The organism is Ruegeria sp. L11 (assembly GCF_056531755.1).
Map to the genome: position 1 here is coordinate 384,655 of NZ_JBQFMI010000001.1, position 21,787 is coordinate 406,441.

Annotated in this window: 21 protein-coding genes; 10 read left to right on the forward strand and 11 right to left on the reverse strand. The window is 58.5% G+C overall.

The annotated features are described in order from the left end of the window. Positions 1-47: 47 nt before the first annotated feature. From pdxA to lptG, 4 genes are read right to left on the reverse strand one after another with little or no spacing between them, the layout of a single operon-like run. Positions 48-1,013: a 4-hydroxythreonine-4-phosphate dehydrogenase PdxA gene (pdxA, locus tag ACR0CE_RS01905; protein WP_480830681.1), complete on the reverse strand. Its 966-nt coding sequence runs from the start codon at positions 1,011-1,013 to the stop codon at positions 48-50. Next, positions 1,010-2,263 (reverse strand): peptidylprolyl isomerase, encoded by a 1,254-nt coding sequence (locus tag ACR0CE_RS01910; protein WP_480480584.1) that lies wholly within the window; start codon positions 2,261-2,263, stop codon positions 1,010-1,012. Before ACR0CE_RS01910 ends, pdxA begins: the two co-directional genes overlap by 4 nt. After that, a complete protein-coding gene (locus ACR0CE_RS01915; protein ID WP_480830683.1) occupies positions 2,254-4,416 on the reverse strand; it encodes an LPS-assembly protein LptD in 2,163 nt (720 codons plus the stop codon). Before ACR0CE_RS01915 ends, ACR0CE_RS01910 begins: the two co-directional genes overlap by 10 nt. Continuing rightward, positions 4,416-5,516 carry an LPS export ABC transporter permease LptG gene (gene lptG / locus ACR0CE_RS01920; protein ID WP_480830685.1) on the reverse strand — a complete coding sequence of 367 codons (1,101 nt, stop codon included), beginning with the start codon at positions 5,514-5,516 and terminating at the stop codon, positions 4,416-4,418. Before lptG ends, ACR0CE_RS01915 begins: the two co-directional genes overlap by 1 nt. Before the next feature lie 229 nt (positions 5,517-5,745). Here lptG and ACR0CE_RS01925 point away from each other — a divergent pair, with 229 nt between their 5' ends. Genes ACR0CE_RS01925 through ACR0CE_RS01935 form a run of 3 tightly spaced genes read left to right on the forward strand, consistent with a single transcriptional unit; the run spans position 5,746 to position 8,751 of the window. Next, positions 5,746-7,212: a leucyl aminopeptidase gene (locus ACR0CE_RS01925; RefSeq protein ID WP_480485404.1), complete on the forward strand. Its 1,467-nt coding sequence runs from the start codon at positions 5,746-5,748 to the stop codon at positions 7,210-7,212. A gap of 4 nt (positions 7,213-7,216) precedes the next feature. Then, positions 7,217-7,675, forward strand: a complete 459-nt coding sequence (locus tag ACR0CE_RS01930) for a DNA polymerase III subunit chi (RefSeq protein ID WP_480480592.1) — start codon at positions 7,217-7,219, stop codon at positions 7,673-7,675. Between the two features lie 29 nt (positions 7,676-7,704). After that, the gene (locus ACR0CE_RS01935) at positions 7,705-8,751 is read left to right on the forward strand and encodes an aldo/keto reductase (RefSeq protein ID WP_480830687.1); all 1,047 of its coding nucleotides are present in this window, start codon (positions 7,705-7,707) and stop codon (positions 8,749-8,751) included. Between the two features lie 67 nt (positions 8,752-8,818). Here ACR0CE_RS01935 and ACR0CE_RS01940 read toward each other — a convergent pair whose 3' ends face one another. Next, complete coding sequence (locus ACR0CE_RS01940) at positions 8,819-9,805, reverse strand: GlxA family transcriptional regulator (RefSeq protein WP_480830689.1); 987 nt, start codon at positions 9,803-9,805, stop codon at positions 8,819-8,821. A 132-nt stretch (positions 9,806-9,937) separates the two neighbouring features. On the opposite strand from ACR0CE_RS01940, the gene bcoG reads away from it, so the two are divergent. From bcoG to ACR0CE_RS01955, 3 genes are all read left to right on the forward strand, one after another. Next, positions 9,938-10,852, forward strand: a complete 915-nt coding sequence (gene bcoG, locus ACR0CE_RS01945) for a 3-dehydrocarnitine:acetyl-CoA trimethylamine transferase BcoG (protein WP_480493036.1) — start codon at positions 9,938-9,940, stop codon at positions 10,850-10,852. An 84-nt stretch (positions 10,853-10,936) separates the two neighbouring features. Further along, positions 10,937-12,403, forward strand: coding sequence for a carnitine 3-dehydrogenase (locus ACR0CE_RS01950; RefSeq protein ID WP_480831206.1), 1,467 nt, complete (start codon positions 10,937-10,939; stop codon positions 12,401-12,403). Beyond that, entirely contained in the window at positions 12,400-13,158 is a 759-nt protein-coding gene (locus tag ACR0CE_RS01955) for an SDR family oxidoreductase (RefSeq protein ID WP_480830691.1), read from the forward strand. The genes ACR0CE_RS01950 and ACR0CE_RS01955 overlap by 4 nt, the downstream gene beginning before the upstream one ends. A 1-nt stretch (position 13,159) precedes the next feature. Here ACR0CE_RS01955 and ACR0CE_RS01960 read toward each other — a convergent pair whose 3' ends face one another. Continuing rightward, entirely contained in the window at positions 13,160-13,342 is a 183-nt protein-coding gene (locus ACR0CE_RS01960; RefSeq protein WP_267366128.1) for a hypothetical protein, read from the reverse strand. 79 nt (positions 13,343-13,421) lie between these two features. After that, positions 13,422-14,291, reverse strand: coding sequence for a helix-turn-helix domain-containing protein (locus ACR0CE_RS01965; protein WP_480830693.1), 870 nt, complete (start codon positions 14,289-14,291; stop codon positions 13,422-13,424). Between the two features lie 105 nt (positions 14,292-14,396). Between ACR0CE_RS01965 and ACR0CE_RS01970 the strand changes: the two genes are divergently transcribed. From ACR0CE_RS01970 to ACR0CE_RS01980, 3 genes are read left to right on the forward strand one after another with little or no spacing between them, the layout of a single operon-like run. Further along, complete coding sequence (locus tag ACR0CE_RS01970; RefSeq protein ID WP_480831208.1) at positions 14,397-14,600, forward strand: DUF2061 domain-containing protein; 204 nt, start codon at positions 14,397-14,399, stop codon at positions 14,598-14,600. Further along, on the forward strand, positions 14,593-15,495 hold the full coding sequence (locus ACR0CE_RS01975) for a fatty acid desaturase (protein ID WP_480830694.1): 903 nt from the start codon (positions 14,593-14,595) through the stop codon (positions 15,493-15,495). Before ACR0CE_RS01970 ends, ACR0CE_RS01975 begins: the two co-directional genes overlap by 8 nt. Before the next feature lie 21 nt (positions 15,496-15,516). Beyond that, positions 15,517-16,419 carry an EamA family transporter gene (locus ACR0CE_RS01980; protein WP_480830696.1) on the forward strand — a complete coding sequence of 301 codons (903 nt, stop codon included), beginning with the start codon at positions 15,517-15,519 and terminating at the stop codon, positions 16,417-16,419. Here ACR0CE_RS01980 and ACR0CE_RS01985 read toward each other — a convergent pair. The 4 genes from ACR0CE_RS01985 to ACR0CE_RS02000 form a co-directional block, all read right to left on the reverse strand. After that, positions 16,416-17,762: a DEAD/DEAH box helicase gene (locus ACR0CE_RS01985; protein ID WP_480830697.1), complete on the reverse strand. Its 1,347-nt coding sequence runs from the start codon at positions 17,760-17,762 to the stop codon at positions 16,416-16,418. The two genes, ACR0CE_RS01980 and ACR0CE_RS01985, sit on opposite strands and share 4 nt — an antisense overlap. Positions 17,763-17,948: 186 nt before the next feature. Next, entirely contained in the window at positions 17,949-18,878 is a 930-nt protein-coding gene (locus ACR0CE_RS01990) for a glycosyltransferase family 2 protein (RefSeq protein ID WP_480564456.1), read from the reverse strand. Continuing rightward, on the reverse strand, positions 18,875-19,618 hold the full coding sequence (locus ACR0CE_RS01995; protein ID WP_480564459.1) for a hypothetical protein: 744 nt from the start codon (positions 19,616-19,618) through the stop codon (positions 18,875-18,877). The genes ACR0CE_RS01990 and ACR0CE_RS01995 overlap by 4 nt, the downstream gene beginning before the upstream one ends. 49 nt (positions 19,619-19,667) lie before the next feature. After that, on the reverse strand, positions 19,668-21,272 hold the full coding sequence (locus tag ACR0CE_RS02000) for a peptide chain release factor 3 (RefSeq protein WP_267366522.1): 1,605 nt from the start codon (positions 21,270-21,272) through the stop codon (positions 19,668-19,670). 109 nt (positions 21,273-21,381) lie between these two features. On the opposite strand from ACR0CE_RS02000, the gene ACR0CE_RS02005 reads away from it, so the two are divergent. Continuing rightward, positions 21,382-21,744, forward strand: coding sequence for a nuclear transport factor 2 family protein (locus ACR0CE_RS02005; RefSeq protein ID WP_480603402.1), 363 nt, complete (start codon positions 21,382-21,384; stop codon positions 21,742-21,744). The last annotated feature ends 43 nt before the right edge of the window (positions 21,745-21,787 follow it).

Below are 21,787 nucleotides of genomic sequence, written 5' to 3' on the forward strand. Positions count from 1 at the left end.
CGAGATTTTTGTGCCTCCGGCGGGGATATTTTCAGCCAGGTGAAGGATCAAGAGCTTTTTACCATGCGTTGGGCAAGTTTCAGGGCTTCGATCAGGCTGGAGGGGTTGGCGATGCCTTTCCCCGCGATGTCCAGTGCTGTTCCGTGGTCGGGTGAGGTACGGATGAACGGCAGGCCAAGGGTGACATTCACGCCCCGGTCGAAATCCAGCGTCTTGATCGGGATCAGGGCCTGATCGTGATACATGGCGATGGCGGCGTCATAGCGGGCGCGGGCGGCTGCGTGAAACAGCGTATCCGCAGGGTGGGGGCCTGTAATCGTCGCGTCCTCGGGGTTCAGATCAGCCAGCATCGGAGCAATCCAGTCGAGCTCCTCTGTGCCCATCTTGCCGCCTTCACCTGCATGCGGGTTCAGGCCTGCAACTGCGATGCGGGGATGCGCGATACCGAACTGATCACGCAAACCGCGCACGGTGATTTCAATCGTTTCGCGCAGAAGATCAGGGGTAAGTGCTGCGGGAACCTGTGACAATGGAATGTGAATTGTCGCGGGAACGACGCGCAACTGCTCGCTGGCCAGCATCATGACTACCCGGCGGGTTCCGGAAAGGGCTGCCAGAAACTCGGTATGGCCAGGGAAGGTGAACCCTGCGCCGTCAATCAGAGCTTTCTTGTTGATCGGTGCGGTGCAAAGTGCTGCGGCCTCACCGGTCTGTACCAGTTCGGTACCAGTTTCGATGGCATCAACCACCGATGGCGCGTTGGCCGGATTCGGCTGGCCGAATACGTTCGCGGCGGGAAAATCCATCTGAAGAACGGGCAGGGCCCGGCCACAGGCTTCAGCAACCTGACTTGGGTGTTCGATTTTAGCAACGGGTGTGCCTGCTGGAAGGTGGCTGGCGTCCCCGATATAGAAGAACGGGCAGGCATCGCGCAGTTCAGCCCACGCCTTGGCCGCGATTTCCGGACCGATACCGGCCGGTTCGCCGCAGCTGAGCGCGACGGGCCGCATCATTCCTGAGTAATGACAGCGTCAGCCCGCAGCTGCTCCACCAGACTGGCCGCAAAGGCCTGAAGACGTTGCTGCGCCAGCGCGTTGGCGACATCGCCCCGAGAGGTGTCTTCGCCCAGATCCCGCGTGCGGTTGCACAGCATCAGGAACACAAGCGTCTGACCATTGTTGCGGGTCAGAGTCGCCGACGCTTCGTTCCGGTCCAGCTTGGCCAGTTCCACGGCAATATCACCGGGCACCTCGGAAGGTGCGGCTTCGACCCGGTCCAGAACTTCGGCGGGCTGATCCTTGGCAATGCCATAGAGATCATCACAAGTGTCGATTTCTTCTTTCAACTTCGCGGCCCGCGAAAGGGTTTCGGCGCTGCGCCCACCAGGCAGGTAATAGGCGGCATAATCCAACTTTGAAATACGCGGAGCGCCGGTTGCGACTTCGCGCAAGCCCCGCATCTGAAACAAGGCGACCGCGTTCGGCAGGGTGATCGGGTCGGTGATCTCACCGGTCTGAAGCCCCAGGATGACAGGTTGAAGCGCCGGGGGCAGGTTCGAGATGTTCAGCCACTCCAGACGTCCACCCTGACCCCGTGTTGCGGCTGCGGAATACTGAGCGGCGGCAGCAGAAAACGCGTCCTGCCCTTCAAGGCGCGAGATTTCTTCGGCCAACAACTCGGTCTGGGCAACCGTTTGCGGGTTTACCGGGATAATGATTTCGGACAGCAGGACCTGCAATCCGCCACCGCCCGTCTGGCCCAGCGCGCGATCAATCTCATCCTCGGTCGGGCGCGCCTGCGACAGATAGCGCGAGCTGATATAGTCGCGCCATGCCAGTTGATCCGCGACATAGTCTCGGACCGTTTCAGGGTCGACGCCCGCGTCGCCGAGAAGTTTCAGGAATTGTTCGGACGACAATTGTCCGCGCGAGGCGAATTCGTCGATGCCCAGCTGAACGGCCTCGGGCGTCGCTTGCACGCCGGCGCTGCGCATGACCTGCCTGCGCAGTTTTTCATCAATCAGGGCATCCCTGACGTCAGCTTCGTTACCACCGGGCAAACCCAGAACATTCAGGAATTGCAGGCGCTGTTCAAGCTCGTACCAGGTGACAATATCCTGATTGACGCGGATCGCGGGTGAGAACAGGCTTTGCGCGCTACCCTGAAGAGGCGCGATTGCAAAAACTGCGGCAACCAGTGCCGGTGTGACCGGTTTAAGCCAACCGGAACGGAGAAACCTGGAGAAACCTGATATCAACTGCATGTTCTCTTGTATGTCTTGCCACCGCCTTCAAGGGCGTACCCTGTCAAAGAAAGGGTAAAGCCGAATTCTGTCGAAGGCTCAATAGTGGATGTTGAAGTAAAGCGCCGACTTACGGACATGTTAACCCGAACGCATTCGTTCTGATAGGTCACACCCAGACCCAGCCGGATCGGCTCCGACTCAGCCAGATCGTAGCGCGCCAGGGCATTGGTCAGCCAGTTCTGATCGACCTGGTAGCGTCCGAGAAGCAGAATTTCCGAGATTTCTTCGGTGATGTTTTCCGCCGGGTCCGGTTCCTGCCAGATATAGCTACCAGACAGGCCGGCATTTTCGGATGCCCATGCGCCGCGCAGTTCGGCTTTGACAAAGCTGAAATCCCCGTCGATCAGACCGCGTCCGGCAAGTGACCAGCCATTGGCCGTGCTGATCTGCCCGGCTACCAGCAAATCCGACGATGTGCCCTGCAATCCCGATGTCAGCGTGAAGTTTGGATCGGCGTCGGCCCGAAACACTTGGCCCACAGTCGCCTGGGCCTGCCAGCCACCCGCGCCATACCGGGCCCAGTTCAGGCCAACCACACCAGTGGCACTGTTCTCGCGCTGATCTTCAGCAGGAAACCGCGAGAGGGACAGAAGGTTGCCCTGATCGAATTCCTGAAAAGTGCTTTCATCACTCGGAACATCGGTGTCCGATACATGTGTCCATCCGAACTGCGCAATCGGTTCGAGGAACTGAACAGCCCCCGATTCCTCGCGCCGGGTCATTGGATACCGGAGAGTCAAAGCCGCGCGCGGCGTAGATCGGGTCACGTTGTCGGGGTAGTTGCTGTCGTGGCGAACGTTGAAAGTGTCAACCGACGCCCCCAGCGTTGTATCGACCCGCAGCCCCGATGAGAAAGTCCAGCTGCGCAGCCATTCGGCATCGAAGGTGGCCCGTGCCATGTCGCGACCAACAACATCTGTGTCGCTGGTACGTTCATGCGCATGACCGATGAATGCCAACCGAACCTCGCCCCCCAGCGTGCTGGGAAAATAGCGTTTTTCATAGTTGAGGTCGAAGACGCGGGACGGGATTTCGTCCTGATTTTCGCTGTCCCGAAGTGTTTTGTAGTAGATCAGGCCGGTTTTGAACGCACTATCGCGCTTGATCCGCTCCAGTGCGATTTCGCTGCGCAAGCGGTCCAGATCCGGCAAGCCGTAATCGGCTAGGTAGGCATCGTCGGATGTAGTTTCCAGATTGAAGGTCAGACGGAAATCGTTCTTCAGATTAAACCAGCCGGTGGCAAACAGGTAGCCGCGATCCTGATCGGGTTGCACATCATCCCGTGTATAAGCGCCTTCCACCTGAATGCGTCCGTTCACAAAGGCCTGACGATAGCGGTATCCCAGAGTTGTCGTCTTGGCTGAGATGTAAGGCGTAAGTGTCAGGTCCTTGTGATCGCCAAGTTTGAAGAAATACGGAACCTGAACGCCAGTGCCCAATTGCGAGGTGCTGCGGATCGAAGGAACCAGAAAGCCGGTTGCCCTCTCTAGCGTTGGGTCAGGCAAGCGCAGATAGGGAAAGTAGAATACCGGATAATCCAGGACCCGAAGCTGCGCGCCTTCGAAATATAGTTGCCGTTCCAGTTGATCATGCGTGACTTTGCGCGCCCTGATCTGCCACAGAGGCGGCCTGCCGTCGGTGCAGACATGACAGGATGTGGCTGAAACCTTGCTGAATTGCGTATAACGTCCTGCGGCCCGTTTCGCCTGAACCGAGGCGATCTGTACCTGCTGTTCAAACACCATGCGTGCACCGATCAGCAGTCCGTTCTGAATTCCGCTGTCCAGTTGCCCTGAATCCGCCAGCAGCGTGGTCTGACCACCCTGATCGATACGAATGGGGCCTTCCAGTATCAGCTCGCCAGTCTCGCGGTCATACGTGATACGATGGGCGGACAACTTGGTGTCGCCCTGAAAGGCTTCGACATTGCCTTCAGCCACAAGTTTGCGCTCAGGCGTGATGAATACCTTGTCGGCCACCAGCAAGGCGGGCTCTTGCTGCGCTTGTGTGCCCTGTGGTTGTGGCCGGCCTTGGGATGTCTGTGCTGCAGTTCCCGCCGGGACGGACAAAGCCAGTGCACTGGTAAGCAATACAGGAACGATGTGCCGCATCAGCCGTCCTCCGCATGCAGTAGCAGACCAAGAGACAGCAGAATTGCGGCAAAGGGCGGTGCCCAGGCAGCGATATAGATGGGCAATTGTCCGTTTTCCCCGAGGATTTGCGCGAAATTGCGCACGAAATAGATGGCAAATCCAAGCAGAACGGCTGTCAGGACGGCGATCCCTGTGCCGCCGAACCGAACGTGGCGCATGGTAAACGCGGCCCCGATCAGAACCATCGAGATCAGAAAGAAAGGCCGGGCCAGCTGTACCTGCAGCCAAACCTCATATTGTTTGGTCGAAAATCCCGCCTCGCGCAGGTCGCTGATCAACTGGGGCAGGTCATAAACAGAAACCGAATCCTGTTGCCCAAACGTATCCATGATCCGCTGTCGGGTCAGCGAGGTCGGCAGCTCCAGACGCTCGTGCACAACTGAATTGGATTCAGGGTTTTGCCCATCCTGCAAGGCCCAGATTTTTGCCTGATACAGAACCCAGTTCCCGTCTTCCAACTCTGCCCGATCCGCAACAATTTGCTGGGTTGGTTTGCCATCCCGCCCAAAGGTGATGACGGTAACACCGTCCAGCCGCAGCTTGTCTTGGTTCGATGTGGCCCGGGCGTGGATAACGGCCTGCCCATTCTCGGCGGATTGGCGCAGCCACAGGCCCTCGCTGCTGATCGAAAGGGCCGAACTGCCGTTGTTTCGGTATGAATCCGACAAGCGGCGGAACTCTTCGGATGTGGCCGCTGCGATGGGATTCAAAAGTGCAACGGCCAGAGCGCCGATGATCAGCGACAACAGGACAGGGGCGACCAAAGCGCGGATGCCCGAGCGGCCAGTTGCACGGGTCACCACAAGTTCGGACGTACGTGCCAGCCCAACGAACAGCGCGATGGTGGACAGGATGACCAGCAAAGGCAGCATTTCGCTGATGGCGGCTGGTGTATTCAGCAGTGTGAGGTGCAGCAACTGGGCAAAAGACAGGTCGAAATCGTCAAAGCGGCGAATCTGTTCGATCAGATCGATGAGAATCATCAAGGTCAGGAAAATACCTCCGATGACCATGAAACTTTGCAGGAACCGGCGAGCGAAATAACGGTCCAGGATCATAGGCACAACCCCGCTGCGCCTGTAGTGCGGGGCGTCGGGCTGATATCGCGCCTGCGCAATGCTGTGCGCGACGGCGTATGCCTGCCCTCTCGTACCACGTCTTTCTCCCCCGAGCCTGCCGGTCATTTTTTCGGGACCTTAATGCAATTGAAAGGCGGGGAAAACTGCTATCTGGTCAATGCGTGCCCCGCGGGCTAGGTCTTGGGGAACAGAATTCGAGGAGTGTACAATGAGCAGTCTGATACCGATCCGTTTTCAGGAATTTGACCTGGAGGCTATGGCGCAGGCCAAAGGGCGCATCGCCATCATCATTCCGGATGACGGTAAGATGAGCCCGGCAGCCCGCCGGGCAAACCGTCTGACGAAGGGCGGGTTGGCGCGGCTTGTTGAAAGCGAGAGTTTCAGAAAGTCCAAGACAGGTGATGTCATCTCGATGGCATGGCCCACAGGGATGGCGGCTGAGGCGCTGGATGTTCTGGTTCTGCCACGTCGCCCCGAGGCCGCCGAAGCCCGTAAGGCAGGTGCGGCGCTGGCTAAGCTGGCAGGCGGCAAGGACATGCTGGTGATGGTGGGAAATCAGGCGCGGGCCGAGGATCTGGCACTGGGGATTGTTCTGCGCAGCTATGAATTCGACGCGCATAAAACCAAGGAAAGCCAGAAGGCTGGCACAGTGACAATCAGCCACGCAAAGCCTGTAGAGATCGAGGCAGATTTTGCACCTCTCTATGCAATTGCTGATGGCGTTCGGATGACGCGCGATCTGACCAATGAACCGGCAAATGTTTTGACCACTACCGAATTCGCGGACCGTCTGGTTGAGATGCAGGAGCTGGGTCTTGAGGTCGAAGTGCTGGACGAAGACAAGCTGGCCGAGTTGGGGATGCGCACATTGCTAAGCGTCGGGCAGGGCTCGGACAGCCCTTCGAAAGTGGTGGTGATACAGTGGAATGGCGGTGCCAAGGACGACGCGCCTCTGGCTTTGGTCGGAAAAGGCGTAGTGTTCGACACGGGTGGTATCTCGCTCAAACCAGCTGCTGGCATGGAAGAGATGACCATGGACATGGGCGGAGCCGGAGTTGTTGCGGGCACCATGCGCGCGCTGGCCAAGCGCAAGGCAAAAGCCAATGTCGTGGGGCTGGTTGGTTTGGTCGAGAATATGCCATCAGGTAACGCCACCCGTCCGGGTGATGTGGTCAGGTCTATGAAAGGTGATACGGTCGAGATCATCAACACCGACGCCGAGGGCCGTCTGGTTCTGTGTGACGTGATGTGGTACGCGCAGGAACGGTTCAAGCCGGTCGGCATGATCGATCTGGCAACTTTGACCGGTGCGATCATTATCGGGTTGGGCCATGAGAATGCTGGTGTCTTTTCGAACAATGACACATTCTGCGATGCCTTCCTGAAATCTGCCAAGGCCGAGGATGAAGGCGCCTGGCGGATGCCATTGGGCGATGCCTATGACAAATTGCTGAAATCGCGCATTGCCGACATGAAAAACGTGGGCGGTCGTCCCGCGGGTTCAGTCACCGCCGCGCAATTCCTGCAGCGTTTCGTGAAAGAGGAAACGCCGTGGATTCACCTGGATATTGCGGGGGTCGCCTCGGTTGCCGACGAGACATCTTATGCGCCCAAAGGCGCCACCGGCTGGGGCGTACGCGCACTGAGCCGGTTTGTGCAGGACAATTTCGAGTAGGCATATGGGCGCTGTCTATTTCTACCACCTGACCCGCCAGCCGCTGGAGCACACCTTGCCTGCGCTGCTGGACAAGGCGCGGCAAGCCGGGTGGCGGATAGCCGTGCGGGGTACTGACCCTGCACGGATGGACTGGCTGGATGAAAAACTTTGGCTGGGACCCGAGGACGGGTTCCTGCCCCATGGTCGCGCAGGCGGTCCGCATGACGCGGACCAGCCGATCCTGCTGACCACCAGCGCCGTGGCGGGAAATGGCGCGACCTGCATCATGGCCGTGGATGGAGCGCCGGTCGAGGCGGAAGAAGTCGCCGCGCTGGAACGGGTTTGTATCCTGTTCGATGGCAATGACGACATGGCTGTACAACACGCGCGCGGGCAGTGGAAAGCGCTGACGGATGCCGGATGTTCCGCACAATACTGGTCGGAGGAGTCCGGGCGGTGGGAGAAAAAGGCCGAAGCCTGACCGGCCCGCAATTTTCAGGAGATACGACGATGCAGAAGAAGCCTTTGGGCCGTACCGGAATTATGGTGAGCGATCTGTGCCTTGGCACGATGACATTTGGCTCTCAAACATCTGAAACGGATGCGCACCGGCAGATGGATATGGCGCTGGACGCGGGGATCAACTTTGTCGACGCGGCCGAAATGTACCCGGTGAACCCTGTCGCGAAGGAAACGATCGGGCGCACCGAAGAGATTTTGGGAAACTGGAATGCCGCCAATCCTACCCGCCGGGGTGATTATGTTCTGGCGACCAAGCATTCCGGCGCGGGGCTGTCCTTTGTCCGTGATGGTGCGCCGATCACCGCCCGCACCATACCCGAAGCGATTGAGGGGTCTTTGCGACGATTGCAGACCGGGTACATCGACCTCTACCAGTTCCACTGGCCCAATCGGGGCAGCTATATGTTTCGGCAGAATTGGGATTATGCGCCGTCTGGCGAAAACACGGACGAAGTGCTGAGCAACATGCAGGAATGCCTTGAGGCATTGCAGGCTCAGGTGGACAAGGGCAATATCCGTGCCTTTGGCCTGTCGAATGAAAGCGCTTGGGGAACCGCGCAATGGCTGCGGCTGGCCGAACAGATGGGGGCGCCGCGCGTGGCATCGGTGCAGAACGAATATTCATTGCTGTGCCGCCATTTCGACACCGACCTGGGTGAGTTGAGTGTGCATGAAGATGTTGGGCTGATGGCGTTTTCCCCTTTGGCGGCAGGATTTTTGACCGGGAAGTATCAAAATGACTGCGTCCCCGACGGATCGCGTATGTCCTTTGTGCCCGAGATGGGAGGCCGGAAATCCGGTCGTGTTTTCGAGGCGGTTGCAGCTTATCTGGACATCGCCGCGCGGCATGGTCTGGATCCGGTGCATATGGCACTGGCGTGGTGCCGGACGCGCCCGTTCATGATGTCGGCAATCTTCGGGGCCACGACCGTTGCACAGCTGGATCATATTCTGGCGGGCGTGGATCTTGAATTATCCAAGGATGTGTTGGTCGAGATCAGCAGGGCACATCGGGCGCACCCGATGCCGTTTTAGGGGCTCTGCCCCCGTCGCCTTTGGCGACGCCCCCGGGATATTTTTGGCCAGATGAAGAAGGATCCGGTCAGTGATGGGTGGGATGCGCGCGTTCGTGTCTCAGGTCGCGGGCCGATTGACCGTGGGCGGTGCGGAAAGCGCGGGCAAAGCTGGATTGCGAGGCAAAGCCGGTGGCGAGCGCCACATCCATCAGTGGCATGTCGGTGTCGGTGACCAGACGGCGGGCCTCGGCCAGGCGCAGTTGCAGATAGTGGTCCTGCGGCGTCGTGTTCAGGCGCAGTCGGAACTGTTGTTGCAGCGTCCGTGGGCTGGTGCCCAGGCGGTCTGCGATAAAGGCCAGCGGCAGGGGATCATCCAATGACGCCTGCATCATTGAGTTGGCCTTTGCGGTCAGTGCTGTGTGGCGATGGGGTACGCCTGTGCGGCTTTGCGGTTTTCCAGGGTCCGGAGCGCCATCGTAAAGGAACAGGCCCGCAACACGCGCGGCGAAACTCGCGCCGTGACGGGCGGCGATGATGTGCAGCATCATCTCGACAGCCGGAATTGCGCCACCCGAAGTCAGGCGGTTGCCCGAAACGGTGAAGCGGTCGGTGCGCACATCAACTTCGGGAAACCGGGTGGCGAAATTTTCGAGGTCTTCCCAATGGGTTGTTGCCAGGTGGCCGTCCAGTAGCCCGGCCTCGGCCAGAAGCCAGGGACCGCCATCAATGCCTGCCATCGTTGCGCCGGTGCCGGCGATGCGGCGCAGACCAGCCAGCAGGCTGGGGGTGGCGTGGCGGGCCAGTTGGAACCCGGCGACCACGATCATCAGGTCGCAGGATTGCAGCCGGGCCAGTGGAATACCGGGCACTTGCAACGCACTTGTCAGCATTGCGGGTTCTGGCGTCGCGGTCACATAGTCCCAGTCAAAGGCCGGGCGGTCTGCCAGACGGTTCGCGGCCCGCATCGGGTCCACCGCAGAGGCAAAGCTGAGCGTGTTGCATTCGTCCAGCACAAGCACAGCTGTTTTCAGGGCGCGGTGTTCCGGTTGCAGTATGTTTTTTGCGGATTTCATCAAGTTTGATTCGCATATTGCCAAGTGGGTTTCCCAAAGCTGCGCCAGAGTCGGGTCAGAACGCAAATCGGAATCCGGGGAAAAGCCTGGGGAAAACCCTTGGCACAAGCCGGTATAAGCTGGGAAAACACCATGCCTTTGGAAATGAACCGCGAAGTCTTTATTACCTGTGCCGTAACCGGCTCGGGCGGGACGCAGGACCGCAGCCCGCATGTGCCGCGGTCACCACAGCAGATCGCCGACAGCGCGATTGCCGCCGCCAAGGCCGGGGCGGCAGTGGTTCACTGCCACGTGCGTGACCCTGAGACCGGCGTGCCAAGCCGCCGGCTGGATCTGTATCGCGAGGTAACGGACCGCATCCGCGACGCTGATGTGGACGTCGTATTGAATCTGACGGCCGGGATGGGCGGCGATATCGTGTTCGGCGGTGTTGAAAACCCGTTTCCAGTGGCCGCGGGCACGGACATGGTCGGAGCATCGGAACGCGTGGCGCATATTGCAGAATGTTTGCCCGAGATATGCACCCTGGACTGCGGCACAATGAACTTTGCTGAGGCAGATTATGTTATGACGAATACGCCCGGGGCATTGCGCGCCATGGGCAAGATGATGACCGATCTGGGTGTCAAGCCCGAGATCGAAGCCTTTGACACTGGCCACCTGTGGTTTGCAAAGCAACTGGTGAAGGAAGGGATTCTGGCACCAAACGCTTTGGTCCAGCTGTGCATGGGGGTACCGTGGGGTGCGCCGGATGATCTGAATACCTTTATGGCGATGGTAAACAACGTGCCGGATGACTGGACCTTCAGCGCGTTTTCACTGGGACGGAACGAGATGCCGTTTGTCGCGGCTTCGGTTCTCGCGGGCGGCAATGTGCGCGTGGGGCTTGAGGACAACCTTTGGCTGGATAAGGGCGTAATGGCCGAGAACTGGCAGCTGGTGGAACGTGCGGGATCCATCATCGAGAATATGGGCGCGCGCGTGATCGGCCCTGACGAAGTCCGTGCGAAGCTGGGGCTGACCAAGCAGGCACCTGTTGCAAAATAATGGACACGCGGGTTTTGGGGGCCAGCCCCCAAGCCCCCGGAGTATTTCTAAAAAGATGAAACATGCGCAGCCAGTAGGTGGGAAATCATGAAAACGGCAGCAATTATTGGGGGCGGAGTTATCGGTGGTGGATGGGCCGCGCGGTTCCTGCTCAATGGCTGGGATGTGCGGGTGTTTGATCCCGACCCCGAGGCGGAACGCAAGATTGGAGAGGTGCTGGACAACGCAAGACGGTCCTTGCCGGGGCTGAGTGACGTTCCGTTGCCAGCCGAGGGCTCGCTGAGCTTTCACAGCGACATGGCCGAAGCGGTTAAGGGTGCGCGTTGGATACAGGAGAGCGTGCCGGAGCGTCTGGATTTGAAACTGAAGGTTTACAAAGGCTTGCAGGAGGCTTGCGATCCGGGCGCGATCATCGGATCCTCGACCAGCGGGTTCAAGCCGTCCGAACTTCAGGACGGAGCGCTGCGCCCCGAGCAGATCTTGGTGACGCACCCCTTCAACCCGGTTTACCTGTTGCCTTTGATCGAGCTTGTACCAACGGACAAGAACCCGCCCGAGATGATCGAACAGGCGCAGGACCTGTTGAAATCGCTCGGGTTTTTCCCGCTGCACGTCAAGAAAGAGATCGATGCGCATATTGCCGACCGGTTCCTGGAAGCTGTCTGGCGCGAGGCGCTGTGGCTGGTCAAGGATGGCATTGCGACGACCGAAGAGATTGACGAGGCCATCCGTATGGGGTTCGGCATCCGCTGGGCACAGATGGGTCTGTTCGAAACCTACCGCGTGGCCGGTGGCGAGGCGGGGATGCGGCATTTCATGGCGCAGTTCGGGCCTGCCTTGAAATGGCCGTGGACCAAGCTGATGGATGTTCCCGAGTTCACTGACGAACTGGTCGATTTGATCGCCAATCAATCTGACGCACAATCCGGGATGCATTCGATCCGAGAGCTGGAGCGTATTCGCGACAACAACCTTGTTGGCATGATGCGGGCCCTCAAGGCGCAGAATTACGGCGCGGGTGCGGTGCTGAACCAACATGACGCACGGTTGAAACCCGGTGCGCTGCCGACGCTGGATCAAGCGGATCTGAGCCAGCCCATCCTGACCCTGTCGCGGGCCGTTCCGCTGGATTGGACGGATTACAACGGCCACATGAACGAAGCGAAATATCTGGAGGCCTTTGCCGCCGCCACCGATCGGTTCATGGAAATCATCGGATGCGATGCGGATTACATCGCCTCGGGCGGCAGCTATTTCACAGCGGAGAACCACATTCGCTATGTGGATGAAGCTCATGCCGGTGCAAAAATCGACGTGCGCACGCAGATGCTGTTGGGGCAAGGCAAGAAACTGCATGTGTTCCACAGCATGTACGAGGGCGACAAGCTGCTGGCCACGGGCGAAAGTTTTCTGCTGCATGTCAGTCTGGAAACCCGTCGCCCCAGCCCGCCATCTGCTGAAATCGAGGCAGCTATGGCGCGGGTTGCAGAGGCTCAGGCCGGATTGCCTTATCCCGAGGGCGCAGGCGCAGCGATCAGGAAGCCTTCATGACGCGCCGGGTTCTGGTGACGGCTGGCGCGTCAGGCGTCGGCCGGGCCATGGCCGAGGCGTTTGACGCGGTTGGCTATGACGTCCGGGTTACTGATATCGATCAGGCGGCGTTGGATACTTTGCCCGAACATTGGACCAGGCACCGAGCCGATGTTGCGGACGAAGCAGACATGCGCACGGTATTTGACGCCGTCCGTTCGACGGGCGGGTTGGATGTGCTCTGCGCCAATGCCGGTATTGCCGGCCCGACAAATGCCATTGAGGATATTGATCTGGACGCGTGGCGTGCTTGTGTCGCGGTCAATCTGGACGGTGCTTTTCTGGCGACAAAATATGCAGCGCCGCTGATGAAAACGGCACGGGCGGGCAGTATCATTCTGACCTCGTCGACAGCCGGGCAACATGGCTACCCGTTCCGGGCGCCCTATGCGTCGGCAAAATGGGCGGTCATCGGGTTGATGAAAACACTGGCGATGGAGCTGGGGCCCTATGGCATCCGTGCCAATGCCATTTGTCCGGGCGCAGTTGAAGGCCCTCGGATGGAGGGCGTCCTGACCCGCGAGGCCGCAGCCAAGGGCATGACCCGTGATGAGGTCTATCGGGGCTATGCCTCGGGCACCTCAATGGGGCGCTTCGTCGAAGCGCAGGATGTCGCCAATATGGCAGTCTTCCTTGCCTCAGATGCGGCACGTCTGGTTTCAGGACAGGTGATTGCGGTCGATGGCCACACGGTCAACCCGGACCCGAAATTGTAACTCAGCCCTGGTTTGGACCACGGATCTGGCGGATGGTCTGACGGACCGCCTGCCAGTCCTGGGCTTCTTGCCGGTTTCCGGCAGCTTCGCAGTCGCGCATTTTTTGCGCGGCTTCGGCCTCGGCTTGGTCTCCATGGGCGGCAAAAAGTGCACGTGCGTATTGAGCGGTTTGAATTGCGTCCATTCCTGTGCTCCTCCGTCTGTGTTCGGAATGCCTTATGGTTCGCGCCAAAGTAGAATAGCACAGGTTGGATGGTGCTGCATCACCCATCGCGGGAAACCGCCGTTCTGAGGCGACGCAGATGGTTTGGAAAGTCCCGGGCGGCCACGTCGGCCTCGCGTACAAGTGTGTCGAAATGGCGTGAGAATGTCTCGATCCGATCCCGGTCGCGGAAGGCCATATAGTGACTTCCTGCGTAAAATACACAAAGCAGCGGGCCGAAAATCGTCACGGGTGCGGAATATAGCCGTTTTGCGTCAAACAGATAGATCCGCATCCGCGGATAGAGCTGTTCGCACAGCGCCAACAGGTGATCGATCTGTTCTAGCCGAACCTCGGGGCTAAGGCCCTGATAATACCCAGTGGCGCTTGCAAAGCTTTCGATTTCGAATAGCGGCATGGCGATCTCATAGTCTGACTGGGCGCTGCGCATCCATGCCAGACGATCCGCCGACGCGCCGATGGCTTGGTCAGCGGTCCGGCCCAGATGCGGGGCGTATTCCCATTCCAGTATCGAACGCGTCTTGAGCATGTCGGGCAGGGTGGCCGGGACATAGCGGATTTTGTACCCGGCGGCCTCCTGATGCCACTCGAAGATACGTTCATCGACAAGGGCGCGTGGAGCCTCGGTAAAGGTCAGCGAGCTAGCCAGAAGCTCAGCCGCGCTTTCCGGCCTGTCAGATAGGCTCAGCAACCAGTCGGCCGAAACGCCAAGCGCCGCTGCACATCCGCCAACAACATGTGCGTTGGGCAACCGCGCGCCATGATCTGTCAGCAATTGGGAAACGGTCGAGCGGTCAACGCCAATATTGCGCGCAAGGGCACTTTGGCTGACATGACGCTCTTCCATCGCGCGGGCGAGGCGGAGACGAAATTGCGCGGCACGATCGCGCTTGTCGATATTTTCCTGCATGCCGTGATTTTTATCATATTTGATTAGTTTTGTTAATCATATTCAGAATTTTCAATGCCGGGGTCCGGATGTAACGCTTTGAGTAAGAAAAAAACGGGGTTCGGAATGGAAACGCGGCGAAGATCAGTCGTGAAAGCAATCGTTTGGAATGCGATGGGGTTGGCGATCATGACAATGGTGGGCCTGTTGGCAACAGGCTCGGCCGCTGTAGGAGGGGCGCTGGCGCTGGTGAACACGGCCATCGGCCTGACGATGTACGTGATTTACGAAAGAATTTGGGCGAACACTTCGTGGGGCCGAAATGGCTGACCCCACGACACCCAAATCGCCCGAATGGGGCACGTTTTTCCTTATAGTCTTGTGTTATGCTGCGTGGCTTGCCGGTCTGTTCTGGCTGGCAAACACATCGTTGTGGTTGGCTATCCCTGCTCTGGGTGTTGTTGCGGCTTTGCATTCGTCACTGACGCATGAGGCCCTGCATGGGCACCCTTTTCGTGCCAAATGGCTGAATGAGGCGTTGATGGCACTGCCGTTGACATTGGCCATTCCGTATAACCGCTTTCGGGACCTGCATCTGGCGCATCATCAGGATGCCACCTTGACGGACCCCTATGACGACCCGGAATCGAATTATCTGGATCCTCATATCTGGTTGGGGTTGCCGCGGCTGGCGCAAATGATCCTGAGCCTGAACAATACGCTGTTGGGGCGGATGGTGCTGGGGCCCGTCCTTGGTCAGGTTCTGTTTATGCGGGACGAATGGCGCGGATTAATGCGAGGGGACAGGGCGATCCTGCTGGCATGGGCTGTGCATCTACCCGGCGCGGTAGTGGTGCTGTGGGTTGTTGCGCAATCGGCCATGCCGGTTTGGGCCTATCTGATCGCGGCCTATCTGGGGTTATCGCTTTTGAAGATCCGCACGTTTCTGGAACATCGTGCACATGAAAAATCCCGCGCCCGCACGGTAATCATCGAAGATCGCGGGCCTTTGGCTTTCCTGTTTCTGAACAATAACCTGCACGTCGTTCATCATATGAACCCGGCGGCTCCGTGGTATCGCCTGCCATCGTTGTACAGGGAAGGAAAGGACAGGTATTTGGCTTGCAACGAAGCCTATGTTTACCGGTCCTATGCACAGATTTTCCGGCAGTATTTCGTTCGCGCAAAAGACCCTGTGCCACATCCTCTCTGGCCAAAGCCTTGAATTGACGACACAACGGGTGGCATGAGTCTCTGGATCCCCGTCACCATCGCCGCCGCCAGTTTTCAGACTGTGCGTTTCATGCTGCAAAAATCTCTGGCCAGCGTGAAATTATCTGCTGCAGGTGCAACTTTTGCGCGGTTTGCCTATTCCATGCCGTTGGCGGTTATCGGGCTATATGTTGCGTTGCAGATAACCGGGGCGAGCATGCCTCGGCTTGGCAGTTTGTTCTGGCTTTACGCGGTCATCGGAGGGACAGCGCAAATCCTTGCAACGATCTGCGTGGTGGCGTTGTTCAAACAACGCAATTTTGCCGTTGGAATTACCTTCAAGAAAACCGAGGTGATCCAGACCGCGATTGTTGGTTTTTTGGTCTTGGGGGACAGTGTGTCGCGGGGCGCATTGTTCGCGATCCTGTTGGGGTTGATGGCTGTTCTTTTGTTGTCAAAAACACCCGGAGGGGCCGGACCCTGGTGGCGCCATCTGACCAATCGGGCTTCGCAATTGGGGCTTGGATCAGGTGTTTTGTTTGCGTTTTCCGCAGTCAGCTATCGTGGGGCTTCACTGCAACTGGGCGATATCGATGCGTGGTTCCGAGCGTTGGTAACACTGGCCGCAGTGGTGACATTCCAGTTCGCCAGCATGGGGATATGGCTGCTGTGGCGCGACCGTGCCGAACTGCGCGCAGTCTGGCAAACGCGAAAGACCGGGGTATTTGTCGGCCTGACCAGCCTCGGTGGCTCGTTTTGCTGGTTCTGGGCCTTCACCTTGCAGAATGCGGCTTATGTCAAAGCGCTGGGGCAGGTTGAGCTAATCTTTAGCCTGATGGCGTCGATCCTGTTCTTCCGCGAGACGATCACCCGGCGCGAAATCGCCGGGATGATGTTGCTTGGGTTTTCGATTTTAGCGCTTGTTCTGGCAATCTAGCTGGCGCGACGTTCGTCAAAGCTGAGCGCGATGAAGCTGGGCAGGTGATCTCCCATGCCCACGACGGCCTGGCCGGTGTCTTCCTTGCGCCCACGACTGCGCCCCTTCGGTTCGCGAACCTTTTTGCCTTCTTTCGGGCTCTCGGGGGCTTTGGCCTTTTTCTCAGGCTTTGGCTGTTCGGGTCTGGGGTCGTCCTGAACCGGGTTGTCTATGCGCGGGATGTCTTTCTGGATCAACTTTTCGATCGCAACCAGTGCTTTTTCGTCGCGTCCCGAACAGATTGTGATGGCTTTACCTTCACGGCCGGCGCGGCCGGTGCGGCCAATGCGGTGCACATAATCCTCGGGGTGGCCGGGGACGTCGAAATTGAACACATGGCTGACGGCTGGCACATCCAGGCCACGCGCAGCAACGTCTGAGGCGACCAGCAGGCGCAATGATCCCTCACGGAAACCGTCCAGTGTTTTCATCCGCTGCGACTGGTCCAGATCGCCATGGATGGCGGCCGCGTTGTAGCCATGTTTCTTCAGGGATTTTGTGCAGATATCCACGTCAGTCTTGCGGTTGCAGAAGATGATCGCATTTGTGCATTTGTCGCCTTCAGCATCGATCAGCGCACGCAGAACCTTGCGTTTGTTGCTGGCTTCGCGGTCCCGACGGCCGCCTTTGAACATGACCACGCCCTGTTCGATGGTCTCGGATGCGGTCGCCTGACGGGCAACTTCGACCCGGGCAGGGGCCGACAGGAACGTGTCGGTTATCCGCTCGATCTCGGATGCCATGGTGGCTGAGAAGAACAGGGTCTGACGGGTGAAAGGTGTTAGTGAGAAGATGCGTTCGATATCGGGGATGAACCCCATGTCGAGCATACGGTCCGCTTCATCCACCACCATGATCTGCACGCCGGTCAGCAACAGCTTGCCGCGCTCGAAATGATCCAGCAGACGGCCCGGCGTGGCGATCAGAACGTCGACGCCACGGTCAATCAGGGCTTCTTGCTCTTTGAAGCTGACACCACCGATCAACAGCGCTTTGGTCAGTTTCAGGTGTTTGGTATAGGTGTCGAAATTCTCGGCCACCTGAGCGGCCAGTTCCCGCGTCGGGCACAAAACCAACGAACGTGGCATACGGGCACGCGCCCGGCCACGGGCCAGCAGTGTGATCATTGGCAGCGTAAAGCTGGCGGTTTTACCCGTGCCTGTCTGAGCTATGCCCAAAACATCGCGCCCTTCCAATGCGGGCGGAATCGCACCTGCCTGGATCGGAGTTGGGGTTTCGTATCCGGCTTCCTCAATGGCTTTGAGGACCTTCGGGTTCAGGTTCAGTTCGTTAAACTTTGTCATGTAAGTCCGGTTGAATGCGGACACTTGACCTGGCCCGCGCGTATAAGATGTGCCGGGCCCGGATGGCCATGCGCGTGATGCGACATTTCGGCTTGGACGCGGACATAACAAAAACGTTGGTCGGGGTCAAATGAAGACCGCTACATCAGGGTTTCATCGAGACAGGTTCGAGTTTTGCGCAACAATTCAGCAACTTCCGGGAAAGTGTTTCGCCAATTTCCCGTCCAGATTCAACACGCGGTGGCGGATCAGCCCTTTCTGCTCCAGCCGGGCGCGGACTTCTGGGTCAGCGCCGCTCATCTCGTTGAAGAACGCGCGCAGCCCGTCCTCGCCGTGTTCGCTTTCAATCCAGCTGAGCAATTCATTCTTGTTCAGCCCCCCCATCTCGCGCGGGGCATTCGGGGCCATGCCAGCCTGATACGAGCCGCGATCCAAGCGGAACGGATAATGTGCAATCCAGTGATCCCAGTCCGGCGCGTGGCGGTGGCATAGATCGACCTGCGCAAGTTCGTATTTACACGGCAGCAATTTCCCGTTCTGAAACAGGTTGTGGATACGAAAACTCAGACGTTTCAATCCCGTGCGCGCAAACAACTTGCCCTGTACATGGCTGAGGAACCCGCCAAGGACGAAAGCCCCATAGTTGGGATAAAGCATCTCAATCAGCTGTGTTCGGGCCGGGCTTTGTGGAACATGCGCCTTGTACAGGTCTTCGCCGCCTGCCAGCGCCTCGATTGGGCGGACCCGGGCGGCGTGAACCTTGTCCCCGATATCGCGCAACACATCCGAGATTGGGGTCGGCGACCACAGAAACTCGTCAACATCGATATGGGCCAGCCAATCCAAGTGCGTTTCACGATAGGCATAGGTGGCGTTGACCGATTGGCGAACCTGGTGCTTGTCCGGTCGTGTGCGTTTTAGCTTTTGCCAATAGGCATCATCGCAAACCTGTACGCAAACACTGGGATGTGCCTTCAGCGCCTCGAACGTGCGCGGGTTTGGCTCATCCAGATAGATATAGATGGTCTCGGCGCCCAGATCGATGTGATGGGCCACGAACCGAAGGACATCTTCGGTCGGGCCCCTGACCATCGACACGACACCCCATGTGGTCATGTGCGCTGCGCGCGTGCTTCGCGCATGAGTTTCAGGCGGCGAAAGACACCGCCGGGATCTCTGTTGAGCTCGGTCATCAAGTGATCGACCAGCGGCGCGATGGTGGTGTCGCTTAGGGCCTTGGTCCAGACCGGAGCAATCAGATTGACGTCCAACCCACCGCTTCCAAGGGAAAACCCTTTCATCTGATAGGGCAGTGGCACGCGATTCAATTTTTGATACTGAAACGGTGTTTCCGGGATCAGCCCGGAAAAGCGCCTCTCGAACTCATAAAGCTTCATCATGCCGAACAACATGCGCAACGCATGACCAACCTCGCGCTGGGTTGCAGTTTGGCCGTGGTCCGCAAAGGTCTGAACCGACGAGACCAGCCATCGCAGGTCAAGCGTGGACAAAAGGTGGTCAGACTGTTCGTCCCAAAGGCGGCAAAACAGAAGCGGGGCGTGGCGCGGGAAGGACCGCTTTCGCAGGTTCGAGATCAACTGGGCATTCAGGAAGGCAAGTTCCGAATTTCCGACAAATTCCCGCGCAATCTGAGCACGCTTGCGATCCCAGCTTGTATTAGGCTTCGGCGGGGGCACAGTCGCGCTTTCGGGCAATGTGCGACCGGCCAGTTCAATAAGGTCAATGTCAAGGTCAGGCAACGAGGTGGTGCCGAACTGAAACGGGCTGCGCCGGTTTTCATACCTGTCCAGCATGTCGGGCAGACCGCCGGGGAAAGTCAGTTCATCCTTGCTCATGCGCGCAGAATTGCACAGGCAGACTCGGCTGTGCAATCAGTCAGTTGGATCACACCATCATCTCTTTGGTGGCGGTCAGGTTCAGGGCGGGATAGTCCCGAACCACCCGGTCGATGTCCCATTGCAGCCGGGTCAGATAGACAATGTCGCCGTCATGGTCGTGCGCGATGTGCTGCTTGTTTGCATTCACAAACTTTTCGACCTCGGCCTTGTCACCGCTGACCCAGCGGGCCGAGGTGAACTGAGACGCCTCAAAACGCACGGGCAGGCCGTATTCCATCTCGATCCGGCTGGCGAGCACTTCGAATTGCAACGCGCCGACGACACCCACGATAAAGCCTGACCCGATCGAAGGTTTGAACACCTTGGCCGCGCCTTCCTCGGCGAACTGCATCAGGGCTTTCTCCAGATGCTTGGCCTTCATCGGATCACCCGCACGGACGCCTTGCAGCAGTTCCGGCGCGAAAGAGGGGATGCCGGTGACGCGCAGCGCCTCACCCTCGGTCAGCGTGTCACCAATGCGCAACTGGCCGTGGTTGGGAATGCCGATGATGTCACCCGCCCAGGCCTCTTCTGCCAGTTCCCGGTCAGATGCCAGAAACAGCACTGGGTTTGAAATCGCCATCGGTTTCTTTGACCGCACATGGGTCAGTTTCATGCCGCGTTTGAAATGGCCTGATGCCATGCGGACAAAGGCCACCCTGTCGCGGTGCTTGGGGTCCATGTTGGCCTGCACCTTGAAAACAAAGCCCGCGACCTTCTTTTCATCCGGCGATATCTGGCGGGGTTCGGCGGACTGAACCTGCGGCTGTGGGCCATAAGCGCCGATGCCTTCCATCAGTTCCTTGACGCCGAACGAGTTGATGGCCGAGCCGAACCAGATCGGGGTCATATGCCCTTCAAGCACCGCCTGCGGGTTCAGCGCGGGCAGCAACTCGCGCGCCATCTCAACCTCTTCCAGCAGCTTTTCCAGCAGGTGCGCAGGAATATGTTCCGACAGTTTCGGGTCATCAAGCCCGTTAATCTCGATGCTCTCTGCCACCTTGTTGCGGTCGGCGCGGTCCATCAGCTCCAGCCGGTCGCGCAGCATGTCGTAGCAGCCGATGAAATCACGACCTACGCCAATTGGCCATGCGGCGGGGGTGACGTCGATGGCCAGCATCTCTTGAATTTCGTCGATGATCTCGAACGTATCGCGGCTTTCGCGGTCCATCTTGTTACAGAAGGTCAGAATCGGCAGATCACGCAGGCGGCAGACCTCGAACAGCTTTTGCGTCTGGCTTTCGACACCCTTTGCGCCGTCGATCACCATCACGGCCGCATCCACGGCCGTCAGCGTGCGGTAGGTATCTTCCGAGAAATCGCTGTGGCCGGGCGTGTCAACCAGATTGAACCGGAAATTGCCATAGTCGAACGACATGGCCGATGCGGAAACCGAGATGCCGCGATCCTTCTCCATCTGCATGAAGTCCGAGCGTGTCCGCCGGGCTTCGCCCTTGGCGCGCACCTGACCAGCCATCTGAATGGCGCCCCCGTAAAGCAGGAACTTTTCAGTCAGCGTCGTCTTGCCCGCATCCGGGTGCGAGATGATGGCGAATGTCCGGCGACGGGCAATCTCGGGCGGCAGGGCAGGTTGGTTCGAGGTATCAAGCATGACCGCGCGTATAGGCGGGGAATCCTGCCGAAGCAAGACAAAGGGGGTGGTTCGAATCACAGGCTTGTGGTTATAAGAACGTATAGTGAACAAATTGTGGAGAAGACCAATGGATTTGAAAGAGATTGCCAATGAATTGGTGGCTGGCTGCCGTGAGGACCGCGCCAAGGAAAATCTTGAGAAATTGTATGCGCCGGACGCAGTTTCTGTTGAAGCGGTCGATTACTCAGGCATGGGGCGCGAAGTACAAGGGCGTGACGCGATCCGTGGCAAACATGAATGGTGGGAAGGAGCCCACGAGGTTTCTGGCGCTTCGGTCAGCGACCCGTTTGTGCACGGCGAAGACCGCTTTGCGGTGATTTTCGAAGTGCAGGGTAAGGTAAAGGAAACCGGCGAAGCCTTTGATATGCGTGAAGTGGGTATCTATCACGTCGCAGATGGCAAGATCGTGCGCGAAGAGTTCTTCTACTGATCCCAAGCCATTTCTGGTCTTCCCTGTCTGGCCGATGCTAGAC